Consider the following 15,572-nt stretch of genomic DNA (forward strand, 5'->3'; position numbering starts at 1 on the left):
GGCTGCCGGCCGCCCGGCTCACCGGCAGCAGCACCCTGCCCCCGGCCGCCCGCGCGCCGCTCCACGTCTGCTCTGCCCGGCCCACGCCGCCCCTGGCCAACTCCCCGCGCCGCGCTCACGCGTTGCTCCTCTCTTCGTCCCGCACCGGAGCCGCCGCCGCGGGATTCGCCGGCAGGGCCCCGCGCCGCTGCAGCCACGCCACCCCGCCCGCCGAGACCAGCCCGAAGAGCGCACAGCACACCCAGGGCAGCCACGCACGGCCGCCGCTCTCCCCCGCGTCCATGGCCCAGCCGACGACGGCATTGCCCACGGCCGCGGCAATGCCGGAGACGACGTAGAAGATGCCGAAGTACGTGCCGGTCAGTTCGGGGCGGCCGAAGCGCGGGATCAGCTCCATCACGAAGGGCGAGGCGGCCATGACGCCGAGGTAGAGCAGGAGGGCGCCGAGCAGCACGGGTATCGCGTCGAGCCACCCGGCGGATCCCGTGCCCGCCACCAGGGCCGGCGGCAGGAAGGCCAGGCCCATCACCGCGAGGCCGACGGCTATCCAGCCCGCCCTGCTGCCACGGGACTTGAGGCTGCGCGTGATTCTCAGCTGGAGCGCCAGGTTCGCCACCGTGCCGACGAGGAAGACGATGCCCGCGGCGCCGTCCCAGCCGGTGGCCTCGCGGGCCCCGTCGGGCAGCAGCAGGTAGAGCTGGTTCTCCAGGGTGAACATGCCGACCATGGCGAGGGCGAAGGCCAGGAAGGCCCGGTTGCCGAGTACCTCGCGCCAGTCCCCGAGGACACCGCTCCCGCTGGGCTCGACCTTGCGCGCCGGCAGGACGAGGGCCTGGGCGAGCGTGAGCACCGCGAAGATCCCGGCGGCGGTCAGCGCGGACGTACGGAAGTCGACGAGGAGCAGGGCGCTGCCCAGCAGCGGGCCTATCAAGGCGCCCGTCGTCGCGAAGACGTTGAACAGCGCGAACGCCTCCGCCTTCCGCTCTCCCGCCTCCTGTGCGAGATAGGCCCGCACGGCCGGGTTGAACAGGGCCCCCGCGAGCCCGCTGAGCACGGACGCGGCGAGCAGCACGGGCAGCCCGTCCCCCAGCGCGAACAACGCGAACCCGACGGTCCGCAGGGCGCACCCGGCGATGATGACGCCCCGCGCCCCCAGCCGGTCCGCTGCCGAGCCGCCGATGATGAACAGGCCCTGCTGGCTGAGGTTGCGCACGCCGAGCACGACACCGACGACGGCCGCCGACATGCCCAGGTTCTGGCCGAGGTGCGTGGCGAGGTACGGGATGAGGAGGTAGAAGCCGACGTTGACGCCGAGCTGGTTGACGAGGAGCAGCTGCACGGCGAGCGGGAAGCGCCGCATCTCATGCCACGTCTTCATGGGCCGCCACCTCCTCGACTCCCAGACCGGGACGGTTACTCGCCTGTACGAAGCCGTCCGCGCCGCCGATCCCGTGCCACGGGTCGTGGGCGAGCAGCAGATGTCCGTCGAGGTCGGTCCAGCGGGCGCGGTCGGCCAGGTGGACGGCGGGTGCCAGGCCGAGGGTGCTGGCGGTGAGGCAGCCGAGCATCAGGTCGGTGCCACTGCCCTCGATCGCCTCGGCGATCCGCAGGGCCGCGTGGACGCCCCCGCACTTGGCGAGCTTGACGTTGACACCCTGGACGCGCCCGGCCAGTCGCCGGACGTCGGCCAGTGACACGGCGTCCTCGTCGGCGATGACGGGCAGCGGCGACTTCTCGGCGAGGGCGCCGAGCGCGTCCGGGTCGCCGGGCGTCAGAGGCTGCTCGACGGCCTCGACCCCGAGCGCGGCGAACCGGGGCAGCAACCGCTCGGCCTCCGCCACGCTCCAGGCCCCGTTCGGGTCCAGCAGCAGCCGCACTTGGGGGGCCGCGTCACGGATGACCCGCACACGCTCCACGTCGTCCTCGGAATCGGACGAGCCCGCCTTCACCTTGAGGATCTCGAATCCGCTCGCGGCAAGACGCCGGGCCTCGGCCGCGGCATGCGCGAGCGAGGTGATACCGATGGTGCGTGCGGTGGGGACGCGGGACGACGTCGGGGTGCCCACGAGACGGTGGACGGGCACACCGTCCCGCTTGCCCATGAGATCCAGCAGGGCGGACTCGACGGCAGCCGTGACGGCAGCAGGTACGCCATCGGAGGGCAGGGCCCGCAGGGCGCTCTCGGGATCGGCGAACCGTTCCAGCGGGACGGCTGAGATGAGCCGTACGAGCGTGTCGGCGTCCAGCCCGTAGTACACGCTGCTGACGGCCTCGCCGTGGCCGGTCACTCCTTCGTGCTCGACGCCCAGCCACACGGCGTCGCGGGCGGTCATGGTGGAGCGGGAGATGCGCAGCGGCTCGGCGAGTTCGAGCCGTACGGTGCGCAGGTGAATCTTCACTGTGTCCTTCCGAGAGAGAGCGGATCGGCCACTCGGGCGCACCGCATCCATCCGCTCGCCTCGGCGGCGTACGGGTGCGGTATCTCCACGGGCCGGGTGGCGGCGCCGGCGAGGTCGAGGCCGTGGGCGGCGATGAAGTCGTCGTCGTAGACGGTGCCGAGGTAGCGGTGCGGCCCGTCGGGGAACACGGTGGCGACGACCGCCCCCGGGTGCACGCAGGCCGCCCAGGCGGCGACCCGCGCGACGGCGCCGGTGCTCCAGCCACCGCTGACGAAGCTGCCCCGGGCGAGCCTGCGGCAGCTGTCCACGGCCTCGGCGGGGCCGATCCAGTGGACCTCGTCGAAGGCGTCGTAGGCGACGTTGCGCGGGTGGATGCTGCTGCCGAGTCCGCGCATCAGGCGGGGCCGGGCGGGCTGGCCGAAGATCGTGGAGCCGGTGGCGTCGACGCCGATGAGCCGCAGGGCGGGCCAGTGCCGGCGCAGCGGGCCGATGATGCCGGCGCTGTGGCCGCCCGTGCCGACGCTGCACACCAGGATGTCGAGGTGGTCGAGCTGGGCGGAGAGCTCCGCGGCCAGGGAGGCGTAACCGGCTGTGTTGTCGGGGTTGTTGTACTGGTCGGGCCAGTAGGCGCCGGGGAGTTCGGCGAGCAGTTCACGCAGTCGGCCGAGGCGAGCCGCCTGCCAGCCGCCCTGCGGTGCGGGGCGGTCGACGATCTCCAGACGGACGCCGTGTGCGCGCAGCAACTGCCGCATGGACGGCTCCAGTTCGCTGTCGCCGACCAGGACGACGGGATGGCCGAGCGCCTGCCCCGCGAAGGCGAGCCCGATGCCGAGCGTGCCCGAGGTGGATTCCACCACCGGGGCACCGGGCCGCAGTTCGCCGCGCTCTCGCGCACCGAGCAGCATCGACACGGCGGCCCTCGCCTTCATGCCGCCCGCCGCGAGCCCTTCGAGCTTGGCCCAGAAGCCGGGGTGGGCGTGCGGCAGCTCGGCGCCGACCCGGACGACGGGCGTACGGCCGAGCAGGGCGAGCAACTCGGGGCGGGCGGTGGGACGTACGGCGGTGGCGGTGGTCGGGGTCATCGCTCACCGCCGGGACAGCTGTGGCGATCGTCGACGTCGGCGGACCTGTACCGATGGACGATTCCGGGGCCGCCGTCGAGCCAGAAGAACGGGTACGGCTCCGCGCACACCGCGCTCACGCCGTGCCCCAGGAAGCGGGGCAGCACCGCACTGCCGGTCTGCGCGAACATCACCAGCTGCTTGCCGTGCCGCAGCGCGTGCTGCCGCAGCGGTTCGAAGGTGCCGTTGCCCAGGGTCATCCCGGACACCAGCAGCGCGTCGCAGCCCGCAGCCGCGGTGAGCGCGTCCGCGACGACCGGCTCGCCCCACTCCGTGGCGCCGCCCTTGAGGTCGCACGGGACATAGCCGAGACCGCGCGAACGCAGCGCCTCCAGCAGGGAGTTGACGACGCCGACCACCAGCACGGTGCTCCCGGGCGGCAGGTCGAGCAGCTCTACCACGGCCCTGGCCCGCGCGGTGGACTTCTCCAGCGACGACCCGGCGGGCAGGGCGACGGGCCGCGCCCCGTGGTCCGGGGTGTGCGGGGTGAGGTGCATCAGGTAGGCGTCGAGGGCGGCCACCCGCACGGCAGGCACCGGATGATCGAGGAGCCGTGCCACGTCGGCACCGACGCAGTCGTCGAGCGCGCCGTCCGGCAGCTCCCCCGGTTCGACCGCGCATGACCCGACGGCCTCGGCGAGCCGGAGGCTGAGCACCTCGTTGCGGTAGCCGGTACCGCGCCCGTCGTGCCGTACGGCCTGCCGGGTGGTGAAGGCGACGGCGATCCGCTGCGTGCGGGGGTCGGGGCCCAGGCCGCCCGCGCGGACGCGGGCGACCAGGTCGTCGTACGTCCGGCTCAGCGCCGCCGGCGAGGCGTTGACGGTGGTCACCGGATCACCAGCCCCGCGCGCAGCCCGGCCAGCAGGCCTTCGACGCGGTCGCGGGCGCCGGGCCCGTCGGGGTCGCCGGTCATGACGTGACCCAGGTACTCGTTGTTGCTGCCGGCCGCCTTGACCACCTTGCCGGGCTCGGCGAGCTGAACCTCCAACACGCCTGGCAGGTCGGTCAGTTGATGTCCGTCGAGCGCCTCAAGCGTGCCCGCGCGCTCGGGGACGAGGAAGCCGATGGCGGCGCTGCGCAGCCCGGTGTCCGTGCGCCTGAGGTCGGGCCTGCGGCCGAGGGCGACGTCCACGCAGGCGGCGGCGAGGTCGATGCCGGTGACGTGGCGGACGAGCTCGGTGATGCGGTTGCCGGCGGGCCGGGGGTTGACCTCGACCACGCGCGGCCCGACCGAGGTCAGCTTGATCTCGGTGTGCGCCACGACCCCGTCCGTCAGCCCGAGCGCCTTGAGCGCACCGAGCGTGGTCTGTTCGGCGGCCTCGATGTCGGCGAGCGACAGAGCGGCGGGGAACATGTGGCCGGTCTCGACGAAGGCGGGCGCTGCGCCGATGCTCTTGTCGGTGACGCCGACCATGTGCACGGCGCCCGCGTACGACACGGTCTCGACGCTCACCTCGGGGCCGTCGAGGAGCTCTTCGAGGAGAACGGCGGGGGTGCGCCGCTGCCCCCGGGCGTTGACCGGGAAGGCGCTCAATGCTCTTACCGCTTCGGCCAGTTGACCCTCGTCGTCCACGCGACGCACGAACATGCCCGCGCACAGGTCGACCGGCTTGACGACCAGCGGGTAGCCGATCTCCTGCGCGGCCCGCGCGAGGTCGGCCCACTCCTCGTGCACGGCGAAGCGCGGTCCGGGCAGGCCCGCGTCGGCGAGGACCCGACGGGTGGCGTCCTTGCGGCAGGCGTTCTCCACCGCCTCGGGGCCGGGGCCGGGCAGACCGAGGCGCCCGGCGATCCGCGCCACCGTCGGCAGGTAGTAGTCGCAGGAGGTGACCACCCCGTCGAAGCCCAGCACCGAGTGCAGCCGCTCCACCTCGGGCAGCAGGGCGTCGAGGTCATTGGTGTCGGTCGTGATCACATTGCGCGCGCCGAGCAGCGGATGCGCCGCCCCCTCGGGCGCCGAGCGCAGGTAGTGATGCAGGTCACGGGTGAGGAACGTGAACTCGTGCCCGCCCTCGCGGATGGCGCGCGGCAGCAGTCTGCTCATCGATCCGACCCAGCTCTCGACCACCAGCAGATGAGCCACAACTCCCCTTTTCATGACGTGAGTTCGGACGGCAGGGCAGCCCGGAGGGCCCCTCGGCGGGAGGGGTGCCGGACTTGACTGACACACGCTATCGATAATCATTTTCATTTGCCACCCCGTTCTTACCCGCTTCGGAGAATCGGAGAGACCTTGACCGCCCTGCCCCGCCCGACCGCCCTGCTGTGCGCCCTGGTGGCCGCGGCAGCCCTGCTCCCCACGACCGGCCCCGCCCGAGCGACGGCCGCGACGGCCGCCCTCACCTTCGGCGCCTGCCCGGACTCCGTACCGAGGCCGCCCGCACCCGACCGCGTGGAATGCGGCCGCCTCACCGTCCCGCTCGACCGGAGGCACTCGTCCGGCCCGAGCATCGAGATCGCCGTGTCCCGTGTCCCCGCCTCCGGTACGCCGGCCGAGCGGCGCGGCATCCTGCTGGTGAACCCCGGCGGGCCGGGCGGCTCCGGGCTCCCCTACGCGGTGACCAAGCGCGCCAAACTCCCCGCGAGCGTGCGGCGTTCGTACGACGTCATCGGCTTCGACCCGCGGGGCATCGGCCACAGCGCGCCGGCCGGCTGCGGCGCGATGGGCGGCCTGTTCGCCGCTCCCGGCGCCGACCCGGTACCGACGACCCCTCAGACCGAGCGGTCGTACCTCACGTCACTGCGCCACCTGGCCGACGACTGTGCGACGGGCGCGGGCAAGGCGGTGCTGCCGTACCTGTCCACCGAGCAGACCGCGTACGACATGGACGCGATCCGCGCCGCGCTGGGCGAGCCGCGGACCAGCTTCCTCGGTGTCTCGTACGGCACCTACCTGGGCGCGGCGTACGCGGCGCGCTTTCCGCACCGGGTCGGCCGCATGGTGCTGGACAGCGTGGTCGGGCCCTGGGACTGGTACGACTTCGACGCGCTCCAGAGCCGGGCGATGCTGCGCGCCCGGGACACCTTCTTCGCCTGGACCGCCGGGCACGCCGAGCGCTTCGGGCTGGGCGGCGACGCGGGCGCCGTGCGGCGTTCGTATCTGCGCGTACGCCAGGGCCTGGCCGCGCGACCGGTCGACGGCTTCGGACCGGCGGAGTTCGACCGCGCCGTCTACCGCGCCCTCGGCCGCACGGAACGCTGGACGGGGTTCGCCGACGGGCTGCGCGGCTACCTGTCGGACGGGAGCGTGGCCGGCCTGCGCCCCGCCGCCGCCTTCGACGGCCCGGAGTCCCGCAACTACGAGGCGGCCAACCGGATCGTGAAGTGCGCGGACGGTCCGGGGCCGACGCCCCGACAGGTCGTGGCAGACATACGGCACATACGACGTGCCGACCCGCAGCCGGTCCTGACCGGCATGGAGGCGTCGGCCTGCGCGTACTGGCACCACCGGCCCGCGCGGCGCACCCCGCTGGGCAGTCCGGCCGCCCCGCCCGTCCTGCTGGTCGCCTCCGCGCACGACCCGGTGACCCCGATCGAGGGCGCCCGTCGCCTGCGCGAACTGCTGCCCGGATCCCGTCTGGTGACGCTGAACGACGACTACTCGCACGGCGTGTTCGCCAGCCGCGGCAATGCCTGCGTGGACGGGGCGGTGGCGGGCTATCTCGTCGACGGGGAGGTGCCTGTGGCGGACGTGCGCTGCGCCGGGCCGGGACTGCCGGTCCCGGCAGCGGCTGCTCCGTCCGAATGATCTTCCCGTAGGACGTGCACCTCGTCTCCCGGCGCTCGGTGAGCTGGGAGACGAGGAACAGGCCGATCGCGCTGGTGACGAGTTCACCGGCGACCGGTTCGGTGGTGAACGCCAGGCCGTCGAGGCCGCGGGCGGCGAGCCGGTCGGTGGTCGCAGGGGCCGGCGACGTGGACGGGCGCCTCAGCAGCCCAGGATCACCGCCGAGCCGCTGCGCAGCCGTCCCTGCGCGTCACAGAGCGCGACAGCCATGCCCACGTCGGTAGCCGCACACCGCTCCTCGGCCTGCGGTGACCGGGAGCGCCCGGAACACCGTGGCACCGGGCCTGCCGCAGCGGGAGCCAACCGTGACGGAGCGCGGGATACTTGGCCGCATGCGGTACCCGCGGTGCGTGGCCCGTCTCGCTGCCGGGCTGGTGCTGGTGCTCGCGACCGCCGTCGGCTGTACCGGTGACGGCGGTGACGGCGCCGAGCCGGCGCGTACGGATTCCCCCGCGTCGAGCCGAGCAGGTGACGGCAGTCCGAGCGCCGCCACGCCCACCCCCTCCCCGACCCCCGCCGACCCCGTCTCCCTCCCGGCCCTGATCCAGCGCGATCACCGTGGCTCCGACCTGCGCCTCGGTGCCGTACGCGTCCGCACCGACGCCTACACGCAGTACGCCGTCACGTACCGGTCCAACGGCCTGAAGATCTCCGGCATCATGAACGTCCCCACCGGCAAGGGCCCCTTCCCCGCGCTGGTCCTGGCACACGGCTACATCGACCCGGACGTGTACAGGACCGGCCAGGGCATGCCCCGGGAGCAGGACCTCCTCGCCCGTAACGGCTACGTCGTCCTGCACACCGACTACCGCAACCACGCGGGCTCCGACGACGACCCCGACAACGACGTGAACCTCCGTCTCGGCTACACCGAGGACGTCATCGCCGCCGTCCATGCGTTGCGCTCCGCCGCCCGGCCGGACGTCGACGACGACCGGATCGGCCTGATGGGGCGGTCGATGGGCGGCGGGGTCGTGTACAACACGCTGGTCGTGGCGCCCGGTCTCGTCGACGCCGCCGTCGCGTTCGCGCCGGTCAGCTCGCGCCCCGAGCAGAACATCGACCACTTCCAGCGCCCCGAGGGCGACCCGCTCGTCGACGAGATCGAGGCCGCGCACGGCACCCCCCAGGAGAAGCCGGAGTTCTGGCGGCAGGTCTCGCCGATCACCTACGTCGACCGGGTCACCGAGCCCCTGCTGATCCACCACGGCACCGCCGACGACACCTGCCCCCTGGCCTGGACGAGGACGACCGTCGCAGCGTTCGAGGCGGCGGGCAAGGACGTGGAGCTGCGGACGTACCGGGGTGAGGGGCACACGTTCGGGCCACGGTGGCCGGACTCCATGGAGGCGACGATGGCCTTCTTCGAGCGCCACCTGCGCTGAGCCCCCCGCTCCGGACCCGACGCAGACGCGCCTGAGAACCGCTCAACCCTCGATCGCGCGGCCGCACATGTGACGCACCACGCACAGCGAACCGCAAGTTTTTTCGCGCGGCGGTGATTGTTTCGCGCGTCCCGTCCGTACCTCCTGGGGTAGCAGCCGTTCATCTCTGGAGGCACGATGCCCATCTCGCGCCGCATGGTAGGAACCGTCTTCGTGGGAGGCGCCCTCGTCCTGACCCTCTCCGCCCTTGCCTACCCGGCCATGCTGGGCGTGGAGACCACCTCCGCCAACCAGGACCGAGTCATCGCCAACACGCAGTACGGTCCGCTGACCGAGGCCGACCGGGACTTTGTGGTCAAGGTCCGCGCGGCAGGCCTGTGGGAGCACCCGCTGGGCATGATGGCGATGCAGCGGGGCACGACCCCGGAGATGAAGGAGGCCGGCGAGCACCTGGTCGTCGGACACGCCCGCCTCGACCTCGCCTGCCGCAAGCTCGCGTCCGAGCTGAACATCACGCTGCCCAACCAGGCCAGCCCGCAGCAGCAGCAGTTCGTGGCGACGGTGGATTCCAAGACGGGCAAGGAGTTCGACGCCACGGGTGTCGCGATCATGCGGGTGACGCACGGGCAGATCTTCCCGGCGATCGCGAAGATCCGGGGCACCACGCAAAACAGCCTGGTCCGTCAGCTGGCCGACCTGGCGAACGACACCGTGCTCGACCACATGACGGTGTTGGAGAAGACGGGGATGGTCAACTTCGACGCCAACAACTTCCAGCAGACCTCGCCGCCGAAGCTCCCGAAGGACCAGATGACGCCGCCCGCGCCCCAGCCGGGCTCGCCGGTCCTCACGCTGGCGATCCCGAAGGGCCTGGAGGACCTGAACACCGCGTCCCCGTCGGCGCTGCCGAGCGCGGACGTCAAGTAGCGGACGTCGAGTAGCGGAGGGTCGGGCAACAGCAGGTGCAGCGCCCCGGAGTTCCTCCGGGGCGCTGTCACGTGCACCGTCACGTGCGTCGGGACGCCGTATCGGCGCGTCTCCTCAGCCCGTCTTCCGCCCCCACGGCGTGTCCAGCCGCTCCCACTCCGCACCCCACTCGTCCAGCCGACGCCGCTCCAGCCCCAGCCGTACCACCCAGGCCGACCCCAGCACGATGCCGGCGCTGGCCGCCCCGGCCAGGATGCCGCCGGCGACCGAGTGCAGCTGCATCTCGCTCTCGGACAGCGGTTCGTTGGCGATGACGCCGTTGCGGTCGGTCCACACCTCGACCTTGCTGCCCGCGTGCATCTTGGGCGGTACCCGTGCCTCATCGGTGTGGGTCGTGCCGTCCGTATCGGTCCAGCGGACGGTGGTCCACACGAGATGGTCGGTGGTGACCCGGGAAGCCCCCGGATCCTCCGCATCCATCACGAGTACGGCCGTCACCCTGCGGCTCTCGGCCCGTTGCTGCTCCGCCGAGGCCACCACCGCGTCCGCCGCGGCGATGCCCGCGAACAGGGCAGCGACCAGCGCGAACACCCACCCGCACAGCACGACCCAGGCCTCGATGACGTCGCTGCGCCGCCTCAGCGGGCTGCGCCGCCACCGCCACAGCCGCACCGTGGAACATCCGGACGCAGCCACGCCGACACCCCCTTGAGCACCGACAGCACCTCTCCAGTGTGCGCCCGCGTGCCGTCACGCGCGCGGGCTCAGCCACCATTGAATGCACCATTGAATGAAACAATCAGCATCTCTAGCATCCTCCGGTGGATACATTCACCCCGGGAGGATCTGTGCTCTCAGCCCCTCGTGTCAGACGTCCATCGCGCCCGCTCCTGTCGGCCGCAGCCGCCCTGCTCCTGACCCTCGGCCTCACCGCACCGGCCGCAGCCGCCGCGCCCCCCAATCCCGTCGCCCGGGCACCGCAGGTGTGGCCCCAGCCGAAGAGCATGCACGCGGGCTCCGGGCAACTCACCGTGCCGGACAGGGTCGTCGAGGTCGTCGGCCCCGGCACGGACCCCTCCGCCCGACGCCTCGTCGAATCCGTCCTGCGCGACGCCGGTGCCGAACACATCGTCACCGTCCAGGCCGGCGAGAAGCCGCCCACCTCACGCCTCACGGTCTACCTGGGCGGCCCCGGCGAGAACACCGCCACCGGGACGGCCTTGCGGAAACTGCGCGCCAAGTCCCCGGCCGGCCTGCCCTCCGGCGGCTACGTGCTTGCCTCCGGACGCTCCCACGGCCGCGCCCTCGTCGCCCTCTCCGGCGCCGACACCACCGGCACCTTCTACGCGGCCCAGACCCTGCGCCAACTCGTCACCGAGAACCGCGTCCCCGCGGTGACCGTCCGCGACTGGCCCACCGCCGCCCTGCGCGGAGTCATCGAGGGCTTCTACGGCACCCCGTGGTCGCATGCCGAACGCCTCCGCCAGCTGGACTTCTACGGCCGTACGAAACAGAACGTCTACGTCTACTCCCCCAAGGACGACGACTATCTCCGCGCCCGCTGGCGCGAAGCCCACCCGCCCGCCGAACTGGCGAAGCTGCGGGAACTGGTCGACCGGGCCCGCGCCAACCACGTCCGCTTCACCTACGCCCTCTCCCCCGGGCTCTCCGTCTGCTACTCCTCCGACGCCGACATCAAGGCGCTCACCGCCAAGTTCGACTCGCTGTACGACATCGGCGTGCGGTCCTTCGCGATCCCGCTGGACGACATCAGCTACACCAAGTGGAACTGTGCCGCGGACGAGGCGGAGTTCGGGACGGGCGGGGGTGCGGCGGGCACCGCGCAGGCGCACCTGCTGAACGCCGTGTGGCGGGAGTTCTCCGCCACACACACCGGTCTGCACCCCCTGGAGATGGTCCCCACCGAGTACTCCGACCTCGCCGACTCCCCCTACAAGAAGGCGCTGCGCGAGAAGCTCGACCCGTCCGTCGTCGTCGAGTGGACCGGCGTCGGCGTGATCGCGCCGACCATCACCGGCGACCAGGTCGCGCAGGCCCGTGAGGTGTACGGCCACCCGATCCTGGTCTGGGACAACTACCCCGTCAACGACTACGTCACCAGCCGTCTCCTGCTCGGCCCCTACACCGGCCGCGAGCCCGGCGTGGCGAGCGCGTCCACCGGTGTCACCGCCAACCCGATGGTCCAGGCGGAGGCGAGCCGGATCGCCCTGTTCACCTCGGCGGCCCACCTGTGGAACCCGGACGCGTACGACCCCCGCGCCGCCTTCCTCGCGTCCGTACGGGATCTCGCCGGGCCAGGTGCCGCGAAGTGGCTGCGGATATTCGCCGAGAACAACTACTCCTCCCAGCTCGACCCGACCGAGTCCCCGACCCTGACCCGGCTGATCGCCGCCTTCCGCATGGCCTATGAGCAGGACACCGGCCTCGATCGAGCCGCTGCCGCACTGAAGGCGTACTTCGCCGACATGGCCGCCACTCCCGCCGAATTGCGCGCCCGCCTCGACAACCCGGGTTTCCTCGACGAGACCTCCGCCTGGCTCGACAAACTGGGCCGTTACGGCAGCGCGGGCGGGACGGCGGTGGAGCTGTTGCTGGCCGACAAGCAGGGCGACACGGATGCGCTCGCCGCTTACTGGTCTCAACTGAGAGCACAGCGCAAGGAATTGGACGCCGTCCCGCAGCAGGTCTCGGTGGGCGTCATGGACCAGTTCCTCTACACGGCGCTGCTGGACACCGCCCCCGACCCCGGCGTCGACGCCGCCTTCACGCCCAACTCGCTCTCCCTGAAGCCCGGTTCCGCCGGAAGGGTGACCCTCGACCTCGCGGACGAGCGGTCCACCACCGCCAGGACGGTCACCTGGAAGCTGGACGTGCCCGACGGGGTCACCGCCTCGCCCAGCGAGGGCAGCGTGACAGTACCGGCCGGGGGCATCGCGTCAGTCACGGTCACCCTGACCGCCGCGACACCGGGTGTGCACTCCGTCGTCGTATCGGGCGACGGTGTCCTCACGCGGGCGATCCCGGTCCGGGTCACCGACGGCACCGGGTCATCCCGCGCGTTGACGGCCAACTTCAGTGGCGCGTCGGTCAGTTCCATCGACCTCGGGTCCGGTACGACCACGGACATCGCCGTCGGCGGCAACCCCGGCGAGGTCGTCGTCAGCGCGGACGGGCGCACCGCCTACGCCGCCAACCAGGGCTCGAACACCGTCAGCGTGATCGACGTGGCCCGCGGCACGGTCACCGCCACGGTCCCCGTGGGCCGGGTGCCGGCCGGTCTCGCCCTCACTCCGGACGGCGGCACGCTCTGGGTGGCCAACTACACGGACGGCACGGTGCAGCCCGTGGACACCGGCACGTTGAAGGCGGGGACGCCCGTCGCGGTCGGCTCCGGTCCGGAGAACATGGCGATCACCCCGGACGGCGGGACCCTGTACGTGGCCAACATCCACGACGACACGGTCAGCCCTGTCGACCTCACCACCGGAGGGAGCGGGAAGGCGGGCAAGGCGATTCCCGTCGGCCCCCGCCCCTTCAACGTCGTCGCCGCGCCGGACGGGAAGACTGTGTACGTGTCCAACTCCGGCGGCTCGACGGTGACTCCGATCGACACGGCGACGAACGACACCGAGCCGACCCTGCTCGTCACGGGCCAGGCCTACGGGCTCGCCCTGTCGCCGGACGGGCGGACACTGTGGGTCAGCCCGAGCAACGGGGACCACGCCACGCCCGTCGACACCGTGACCGGCGCCCCCGGCACCGAGGTCACGGTCGGCAGGTCCGCCTTCGACGTCGGCCTGGACTGGAACGGCGCCACGGCCTACGTCACCACGGCGGACGGCAACACGCTGGTACCGATCGACACCGCGTCGGGCAAGGCCGGCGAAGCCCTGAAGACGGGCGCGTATCCGCTGGCCGTCGCGGTGACGCCCGTACCCGTGAAGTGAGGACGGTGAAGTGAGGACCGTGGAGTGACGACCGTGCAGTGATCAGCTCGCGGTGCGCCGGATCCGTCCGGCGTACCGCTTCTCCAGCTCCAGGTTGCCCTCGAACCCGCCGGGCACATTGGCCGAGACGTACACCGGCGGGCGCTCCCCGGCGGCGAGGAGCTGGGCGGAGGCCTCCGCCACGGCCATCTGCACGAGCATCACGCCGGTGAGCGTGGACAGGGCGCACACCGCGCCGCCGCCCGGCAGCTCCAGCAGCGCGTCGCCGCGCGGTGCCGCGTTGTCCAGCACGACGTCCGCGAGGTCGACGAGCTTCCTGCCGCTCGCGTGGCCCGCCGGAACGGCCCGGGTGTGGGCGAGGGAGGTGATGGCCAGGATCCTGTGGCCCTGTTCCTTGGCGTGCAGGGCCATCTCCACGATGACGTTGTTCACGCCCGAGTTGGAGATGATGACGAAGAGATCCTGGGTGCGCGGGGCGGCCAGGTCGTAGATCCGGGCGGCCACTCCGGGCTCCCGCTCCAGGAGCGGGTCGTCCAGGACGCCGGGCGCGGCGCCGCCGTACAGGACGAGGTCGGCGATGCTGAGCCGGTTGGTGGGCACCAGTCCGCCCGCCCGGCCGGCGACTTCGAGGACCATCGCCTGGGAGTGACCGGTACCGAAGGCCTGGATGACACCGTCCGCGCGCACGCAGTCGGCGATGAGCTCGGCGGCGCGGGCCACGTCGTCGCGGGCGGACTCGGTCAGGCGGTCGAGGACGGTCATGCTCTCCCGCACGAAGCGCCGGGCGCTCACGGACTCGTCGGACACGCGTCACTCCCCACTCACGGAACCACTGATGGAGGCACTGATGGATGGCGATGTTGGATGGCGATGTTGGATTGAACCACCCTGCACTACCGCGTCGGTGAATCAATAAATCACACGCCGGGTGGTACGGGCAACGAGTCCGCTTCCCGGTCCCGCCCCGGCCCCAGTTTTCGGTCCTGGTATTCAACCTGCGCGGCAAACGGTGGCTGATACCTTCTCCTCATGCCCCCGACGGACGTCACCACACTGATCCGCACCGAGCTGCCCCGGCTGGCCGGTTCCCTGCGGAAGGTCGGCGAGCTGATCCTGGAGGATCCGGCCGCCGTCACCCACTGCTCGGCCGCCGAGCTGGGCCGCCGCACCGGCACCTCCCAGGCGACGGTGACCCGGTTCTGCCGGGCCATCGGGCTCGACTCCTACCAGCATCTGCTGATCGAGCTGGCCCAGGAGCGCGGGCGCGGCGAGGTCTCGGACTGGGGCAGCGCGGAGATCGGCCCCGACATCTCGCCCGACGACAGCCTGGAGCGGGTCGTGCAGGTCGTCGGCAGCGCGGACCTGCGCGCCATCCAGCAGACCATCGAACGGATCGACCTCGACGCGCTGGAGCGGGCGGCCCAGGCCCTGGCCCGCGCCCGCCGCATCGACGTGTACGGCGTGGGTGGCAGCGGCGCGGTGGCCCAGGAGACGGAGACGCGGCTGTTCCGTATCGGCTGCCAGGTCCGCGGCTGGACCGAGGTGCACGGGGCGGCCACCTCGGCGGCCCTGCTCACCCCGGCCGACGTGGCCATCGGCATCTCCCACTCGGGCGCCACCCGCGAGACCCTCGAACCCTTCGAGATGGCCAAGGAGCGGGGCGCCACCACCATCGCCATCACCACCGACCCGCGCTCACCGCTGGCCAAGGCCGCCGACATCCGGCTCATCTCGTCCACCTCGGAGACCAGCTTCCGCACCGGCAGCATCGGCGGCAGGCACTCGGTCCTGATGATCGTCGACTGCCTCTACGTCCGGGTCGGCCAGGTCTCCTACCAGCGTGCGAGCGCCTCGCTCGCCCTGACGGACCACATCACCCCGCAGCACGCGGTGAAGAATCGCCGGGCGCGCTGAACCTGACCGGAGTGTATGACTGAACCACCTTGGAAACGCCAACGTGGTTGTTTGAATCATCCCGCCGATGC

12 protein-coding genes are annotated in these 15,572 nt (G+C 72.1%); 5 read left to right on the forward strand and 7 right to left on the reverse strand.

The features are described 5' to 3' along the window. Positions 1–115: 115 nt before the first annotated feature. Genes OHT51_RS09735 through OHT51_RS09755 form a run of 5 tightly spaced genes read right to left on the reverse strand, consistent with a single transcriptional unit; the run spans position 116 to position 5,603 of the window. Entirely contained in the window at positions 116–1,378 is a 1,263-nt protein-coding gene (locus tag OHT51_RS09735) for an MFS transporter (protein WP_328878518.1), read from the reverse strand. Then, a complete protein-coding gene (locus tag OHT51_RS09740; protein WP_328878519.1) occupies positions 1,362–2,399 on the reverse strand; it encodes a dipeptide epimerase in 1,038 nt (345 codons plus the stop codon). Before OHT51_RS09740 ends, OHT51_RS09735 begins: the two co-directional genes overlap by 17 nt. Next, the gene (locus tag OHT51_RS09745; RefSeq protein ID WP_328878520.1) at positions 2,396–3,481 is read right to left on the reverse strand and encodes a PLP-dependent cysteine synthase family protein; all 1,086 of its coding nucleotides are present in this window, start codon (positions 3,479–3,481) and stop codon (positions 2,396–2,398) included. Before OHT51_RS09745 ends, OHT51_RS09740 begins: the two co-directional genes overlap by 4 nt. After that, positions 3,478–4,350: a Rossmann-like domain-containing protein gene (locus tag OHT51_RS09750; RefSeq protein ID WP_328878521.1), complete on the reverse strand. Its 873-nt coding sequence runs from the start codon at positions 4,348–4,350 to the stop codon at positions 3,478–3,480. Before OHT51_RS09750 ends, OHT51_RS09745 begins: the two co-directional genes overlap by 4 nt. Next, positions 4,347–5,603 (reverse strand): ATP-grasp domain-containing protein, encoded by a 1,257-nt coding sequence (locus OHT51_RS09755; protein WP_328884288.1) that lies wholly within the window; start codon positions 5,601–5,603, stop codon positions 4,347–4,349. Before OHT51_RS09755 ends, OHT51_RS09750 begins: the two co-directional genes overlap by 4 nt. Before the next feature lie 150 nt (positions 5,604–5,753). Here OHT51_RS09755 and OHT51_RS09760 point away from each other — a divergent pair, with 150 nt between their 5' ends. The 3 genes from OHT51_RS09760 (at position 5,754) to OHT51_RS09770 (ending at position 9,619) form a co-directional block, all read left to right on the forward strand. After that, the gene (locus OHT51_RS09760; RefSeq protein ID WP_328878522.1) at positions 5,754–7,268 is read left to right on the forward strand and encodes an alpha/beta hydrolase; all 1,515 of its coding nucleotides are present in this window, start codon (positions 5,754–5,756) and stop codon (positions 7,266–7,268) included. A 371-nt stretch (positions 7,269–7,639) separates the two neighbouring features. After that, complete coding sequence (locus tag OHT51_RS09765; protein WP_328878523.1) at positions 7,640–8,692, forward strand: alpha/beta hydrolase family protein; 1,053 nt, start codon at positions 7,640–7,642, stop codon at positions 8,690–8,692. Positions 8,693–8,869: 177 nt separating this feature from the next. After that, positions 8,870–9,619 carry a DUF4142 domain-containing protein gene (locus OHT51_RS09770; RefSeq protein ID WP_328878524.1) on the forward strand — a complete coding sequence of 250 codons (750 nt, stop codon included), beginning with the start codon at positions 8,870–8,872 and terminating at the stop codon, positions 9,617–9,619. A gap of 114 nt (positions 9,620–9,733) precedes the next feature. Here OHT51_RS09770 and OHT51_RS09775 read toward each other — a convergent pair whose 3' ends face one another. After that, positions 9,734–10,315 (reverse strand): Rv1733c family protein, encoded by a 582-nt coding sequence (locus OHT51_RS09775; protein WP_328878525.1) that lies wholly within the window; start codon positions 10,313–10,315, stop codon positions 9,734–9,736. A 152-nt stretch (positions 10,316–10,467) separates the two neighbouring features. Between OHT51_RS09775 and OHT51_RS09780 the strand changes: the two genes are divergently transcribed. Beyond that, positions 10,468–13,587 (forward strand): beta-N-acetylglucosaminidase domain-containing protein, encoded by a 3,120-nt coding sequence (locus tag OHT51_RS09780; RefSeq protein WP_328878526.1) that lies wholly within the window; start codon positions 10,468–10,470, stop codon positions 13,585–13,587. 42 nt (positions 13,588–13,629) lie between these two features. On the opposite strand, the gene OHT51_RS09785 is transcribed toward OHT51_RS09780, so the two are convergent. Continuing rightward, positions 13,630–14,394: an SIS domain-containing protein gene (locus OHT51_RS09785; protein WP_328878527.1), complete on the reverse strand. Its 765-nt coding sequence runs from the start codon at positions 14,392–14,394 to the stop codon at positions 13,630–13,632. A gap of 222 nt (positions 14,395–14,616) precedes the next feature. Here OHT51_RS09785 and OHT51_RS09790 point away from each other — a divergent pair, with 222 nt between their 5' ends. Beyond that, a complete protein-coding gene (locus OHT51_RS09790; protein ID WP_328878528.1) occupies positions 14,617–15,501 on the forward strand; it encodes a MurR/RpiR family transcriptional regulator in 885 nt (294 codons plus the stop codon). The last annotated feature ends 71 nt before the right edge of the window (positions 15,502–15,572 follow it).

Source organism: Streptomyces sp. NBC_00299, assembly GCF_036173045.1.
In the GTDB taxonomy this organism is placed as follows: domain Bacteria; phylum Actinomycetota; class Actinomycetes; order Streptomycetales; family Streptomycetaceae; genus Streptomyces; species Streptomyces machairae.

Excerpts from the sequence above, each read along its gene's own strand:
- OHT51_RS09735 (WP_328878518.1), bottom strand. The coding sequence starts at position 1,378 with ATGAAGACGTGGCATGAGATGCGGCGCTTCCCGCTCGCCGTGCAGCTG.
- OHT51_RS09770 (WP_328878524.1), top strand. The coding sequence starts at position 8,870 with ATGCCCATCTCGCGCCGCATGGTAGGAACCGTCTTCGTGGGAGGCGCC.
- OHT51_RS09790 (WP_328878528.1), top strand. The coding sequence starts at position 14,617 with ATGCCCCCGACGGACGTCACCACACTGATCCGCACCGAGCTGCCCCGG.
- OHT51_RS09765 (WP_328878523.1), top strand. The coding sequence starts at position 7,640 with ATGCGGTACCCGCGGTGCGTGGCCCGTCTCGCTGCCGGGCTGGTGCTG.
- OHT51_RS09745 (WP_328878520.1), bottom strand. The coding sequence starts at position 3,481 with ATGACCCCGACCACCGCCACCGCCGTACGTCCCACCGCCCGCCCCGAG.